Origin of the sequence: Idiomarina sp. UBA4206, assembly GCF_002383015.1 — a bacterium.
In the GTDB taxonomy this organism is placed as follows: Bacteria; Pseudomonadota; Gammaproteobacteria; order Enterobacterales; family Alteromonadaceae; genus Idiomarina; species Idiomarina abyssalis.
The window spans coordinates 1-4,301 of record NZ_DFTS01000001.1 but is presented as its reverse complement, the minus strand read 5'-3'; the positions used below and the strand labels follow the sequence as shown (position 1 = coordinate 4,301).

Below are 4,301 nucleotides of genomic sequence, written 5' to 3'. Positions count from 1 at the left end.
AAATAAACTCCTGAGTTCCGTCAATAGGGTCGATAATGAAATAGGCCTTCCACTGACGGCGCTCGTTATAGTCCTGGTGCTCACTTTCTTCAGAAATCACAGGAATGCCCGGAAAAGATTGTTTAAGCCGGTCTTCAATCAACTCACTGGCGACAATATCGGCGGTCGTTACGGGGGAGTCATCGGTCTTTTCTGCCGTACTGTAGTCACGTCTTTCGTACATGGACAAAATAACGCCACCAGCTTCTGTCGCAATCTCTTTCAGTCTATTCAGCATGGTTTCTGCCACTAGCGGCCCTCACCCTGATTACGCAACAACATTAACAGCGCAGCAACGCTGCGAGCTTCTGAAAAGTCGGGCTGAGCAAACAGGTTATTAATGTCACTGATAGACCAGGTAACTTTTTCCAGAGGTTCAGGCTCATCTCCCGGCAAGCTCTCAGGGTATAAGTCACGAGCGACAAAAACACTCATTTTCGCGGAAAAGAACTGAGGCGCGAGACTCAATTCCATTAGAAACTCAAGCTGGTGACTACCGTAGCCAACTTCTTCTTTCAACTCGCGCTGTGCTGCTTCTTCTGGTGTTTCGCCCGGATCGATAAGCCCTTTGGGAAAGCCTAGCTGATAGTCATGCAGACCTGCTGCATACTCGCGAATAAGCAATAAGGTGTCATCGTCAATACAGGGAACAATCATTACCGCGCCACGGCCGCTGCCTTTCATACGCTCAAACTGGCGCTGCTCACCATTGCTGAACTTAAGATCAACCGCTTCTACACGCATTAGCCTGCTTTGCGCAACAACGCGACGGGATAAAATTTGCGGGACTTGTTTTTCTTTACTCATACGACAGGTCCAAGTCATTGTCTCTCTTTACTATAACGAGTCTGCGCACAGAAAACAGTGTCAATTTACGCTTTTCTTATAGAGTGCTACTATCTAAAACCCGTCCACCGGTAGTGAAGCGAGTAATATGACTGCAATAAAGCCTGAAACCGAAACTGAATACGATGTGGTTGTCATCGGTACTGGCCCCGGCGGCGAAGGCGCTGCTATGCAACTGGCCAAAAGCGGCTACAACGTTGCCATTGTAGAAAAACATAAAGCTCTTGGCGGCGGCTGCACGCATTGGGGGACCATTCCATCAAAAGCCCTGCGCCACTCGGTCAGTCGTTTAATTGAGTACAATAACAACCCACTGTTCTCTGGGCCAGGCTGGCAAAGCGGCATGACTTTCAGCCACATATTGCACTACGCCGAGTCGGTTATCCGCAAACAGGTCAAGCTGCGCAGTTCGTTTTACGACCGCAATGATGTCACCGTCGTACACGGTAAGGCCTCATTTTTAGACAAGAACCGTATTCGGGTAACTAAGCTAGACGGTTCGGTGGATGACCTGATTACAAAACATGTTGTTATCGCGACCGGCTCCCGGCCGTATAATCCCGAAGACGTCGATTTTTCGCACCCCCGCATTTACGACTCAGACAAGGTTCTGTCATTGTCACACGAGCCTAAAACCATTTTAATTTATGGTGCAGGTGTGGTCGGAAGTGAATACGCCAGTATTTTCCGTGGAATGGGCGTTAAAGTGGATCTCATTAATCAACGCGAACGTTTGCTGTCTTTTCTGGACGCTGAAATTTCCGATGCGCTCAGCTACCACTTACGCAACAGCGGCGTGGTCATCCGCCATAACGAAGAATATGACACCATTACTGGCTATGACGATAAAGTCGTTCTGAAAACCAAGTCCGGCAAAACCATGGCTGCCGACTGCCTGCTTTTTGCTAATGGCCGTTCCGGTAACATAGAAGAGCTAAACTGTCAGTCTGTAGGCCTTGAGCCCAACTACCGCGGGCAACTGGAGGTGAATGACAACTACCAGACAGCCGTGGAAAATATCTATGCAGTGGGTGACATTATTGGGTACCCCAGCTTAGCCAGTGCCGCTTACGATCAGGGCCGCATCTGTGCTTCAGCCATTATTAACGGCGACTGTGACAAAGTTCTGGTGAGTGACATACCGACCGGTATTTATACCATTCCGGAAATCAGTTCAGTGGGTAAAACCGAAGAAGAGCTCACCGAAATGAAAGTGCCTTATGAAGTTGGCCGAGCTCAGTTCAAGCATCTTGCCCGGGCGCAAATATCGGGTGCCGATGTGGGTTGCCTGAAACTGTTATTCCACCGCGAAACCAGAGAGCTTCTGGGTCTTCATTGCTTTGGTGAAAGGGCTTCAGAAATAGTACACATTGGTCAGGCTATTATGGAGCAGAAAAACGGTGGTAATACCATCGATTACTTTGTCAACACCACCTTTAACTATCCGACTATGGCAGAAGCGTACCGCGTTGCCGCATTAAATGGCATTAACCGCCTGCTGCAATAAGCCAGGTTACTGCCGTTTCTGGTACAGCGGCAGCTCAATTCGAACACACAAACCGCCTTCCGGGCGGTTTTGCAGTTTTATATCGCCGTCGTGACGATCAACAATACGCTTAATAATTGCCAACCCAAGCCCTGAGCCTACACCACCACGCGCTTTATCACCCTGAGTGAAAGGCTCAAAGAGTTTCTCTTGTTGTTCCTCGGGAATGCCAGGGCCGTCGTCGGTTATCCGGAACCAGACCCGTTTTTGCTTTTTATCGTGACCAGAGCTGACCACAACCCGCTGCTTACCGTAACGCTCAGCGTTTTCCAGCAAATTAATAATGACGCGCTTCATCGATAACGGGCGCAACCAAACCAAAGGCAACGTCCCTAAATCAAGTTCAAATTGCTTTGTCCAGTTGTCCGGTACATTCGCCACCGTTTGCTCAATGAGTTCATTAAGAGACTCTTTGCTGCTGCACTCCTGCTGATCAAGGCGGACATAATCAATAAACTGATCGATAATGTCATTCATGTCATCGATATCTTCAACGATCCCCTGAGCCAGAGAACCGTCTTCCTGCGGCATCATTTCAGCGGCCAGGCGAATGCGCGTTAGTGGCGTTCTTAAGTCATGAGAAACCCCTGCCATTAACAGGTTACGGTCGTTTTCAAGCTCACGAATACCCCGCGACATTTGGTTAAAAGCCCGGGTTACCGCAATAATTTCGTTTGCGCCTTTTTCAGGCAGTTGCTCAGGGAATTCTCCCCGCCCTACTCTGCGCGCCGATTCTTCCAGTGCTTTAAGTGGCCTGTTCAGCCAATTAGCAAACAGCATACCGCCGAATACACTCAAAAGACCAATTAACACCAAGTACATCACCAGCGGAGAGAACTGTCCGCGCTGCATACTATCCAATGGAACACGTATCCAGAAGTCAGGCGCCCGGGGTGGCTTTACCCAAAGGTAAAACTTTTGCCCCTGAGCAACTCTAACCTGTGACTTCCCACCCAGCATGTCGCTCATGTCATCCGACAAATAGCCGTAATAGGTGGAGTTGCCCAAGCCCTGCTGCTCGGCTTCAGTGTCATTAAACACTTCTATGCCAGTGGCTTCAGTGTAATAAGACATCAGTTCACGTTCGGTTTCAGCTGAATGCTGACGAGGAATGAACATAGTGCGGATATGCTTAGCCACCAACTCATTAATTTGCTCAATGGAAGGCCGGACAACATAGTTACTCACCATCACGTAAGAGACGAGCTGGTTAATAAGCAATACAAGAGCCAGCAGCGCAACCGTGCGGGCAAACGCTGACTTGGGAAATAACTTCATCAGGACTTCAGCTGACCATCCGGTACAAACACATAACCTAAGCCCCAGACCGTTTGAATATAACGCGGCTTAGTGGGGTCAACTTCAAGCATACGACGTAAGCGTGACACCTGAACATCTATAGAGCGTTCCAGTGCGCTGTAGTCACGCCCGCGTGCAAGGTGCATTAGTTTATCGCGGGAAAGCGGCTGACGAGCATTGCTGACTAAAGCCTTCAAAACAGCAAACTCACCACTGGTCAGCGGCATTGGTGTGTCGCCACGAAACATTTCACGAGTTCCCAGATTCAGTCTGAACTCACCAAAAGTGACTTCCTGATCTTCCTGCGAAGGTGCACCAGGTACTTCGGTACCGCGGCGACGCAATACCGCCCTTATCCGCGCCAGCAACTCGCGGGGGTTAAAGGGTTTTGCCAGATAATCGTCAGCCCCCAACTCCAGGCCAATAATACGATCAACTTCATCGCCTTTGGCGGTCAGCATAATAACCGGCAGGTTATTACCTTCGCTGCGTAGACGTTTACAAATAGACAGTCCGTCTTCACCCGGCAGCATCAGATCTAATACCAGTAAATTAAAATTCTCACGGGTCA

The 4,301-nt window shown here is 49.3% G+C and carries 5 protein-coding genes; 1 reads left to right on the top strand and 4 read right to left on the bottom strand.

Features of this window, described 5'->3' with window-relative positions; all coding sequences use genetic code 11:
• A partial coding sequence (locus tag B3180_RS00025) for a 3'(2'),5'-bisphosphate nucleotidase CysQ family protein (protein ID WP_286842089.1) occupies positions 1–277 on the bottom strand: 277 nt, incomplete at its 3' end.
• An 11-nt stretch (positions 278–288) separates the two neighbouring features.
• Positions 289–864: an ADP compounds hydrolase NudE gene (gene nudE, locus B3180_RS00020; protein WP_404813266.1), complete on the bottom strand. Its 576-nt coding sequence runs from the start codon at positions 862–864 to the stop codon at positions 289–291.
• Between the two features lie 109 nt (positions 865–973).
• Between nudE and sthA the strand changes: the two genes are divergently transcribed.
• Complete coding sequence (gene sthA / locus B3180_RS00015; RefSeq protein ID WP_054490725.1) at positions 974–2,392, top strand: Si-specific NAD(P)(+) transhydrogenase; 1,419 nt, start codon at positions 974–976, stop codon at positions 2,390–2,392.
• 6 nt (positions 2,393–2,398) lie between these two features.
• On the opposite strand, the gene envZ is transcribed toward sthA, so the two are convergent.
• Together envZ and ompR are read right to left on the bottom strand one after the other, a co-directional pair.
• Positions 2,399–3,709: a two-component system sensor histidine kinase EnvZ gene (gene envZ / locus B3180_RS00010; protein ID WP_271332176.1), complete on the bottom strand. Its 1,311-nt coding sequence runs from the start codon at positions 3,707–3,709 to the stop codon at positions 2,399–2,401.
• The coding region (gene ompR / locus B3180_RS00005) for a two-component system response regulator OmpR (RefSeq protein ID WP_286842080.1) at positions 3,709–4,301 on the bottom strand (593 nt) is incomplete at its 5' end. The genes ompR and envZ, both read right to left, overlap by 1 nt.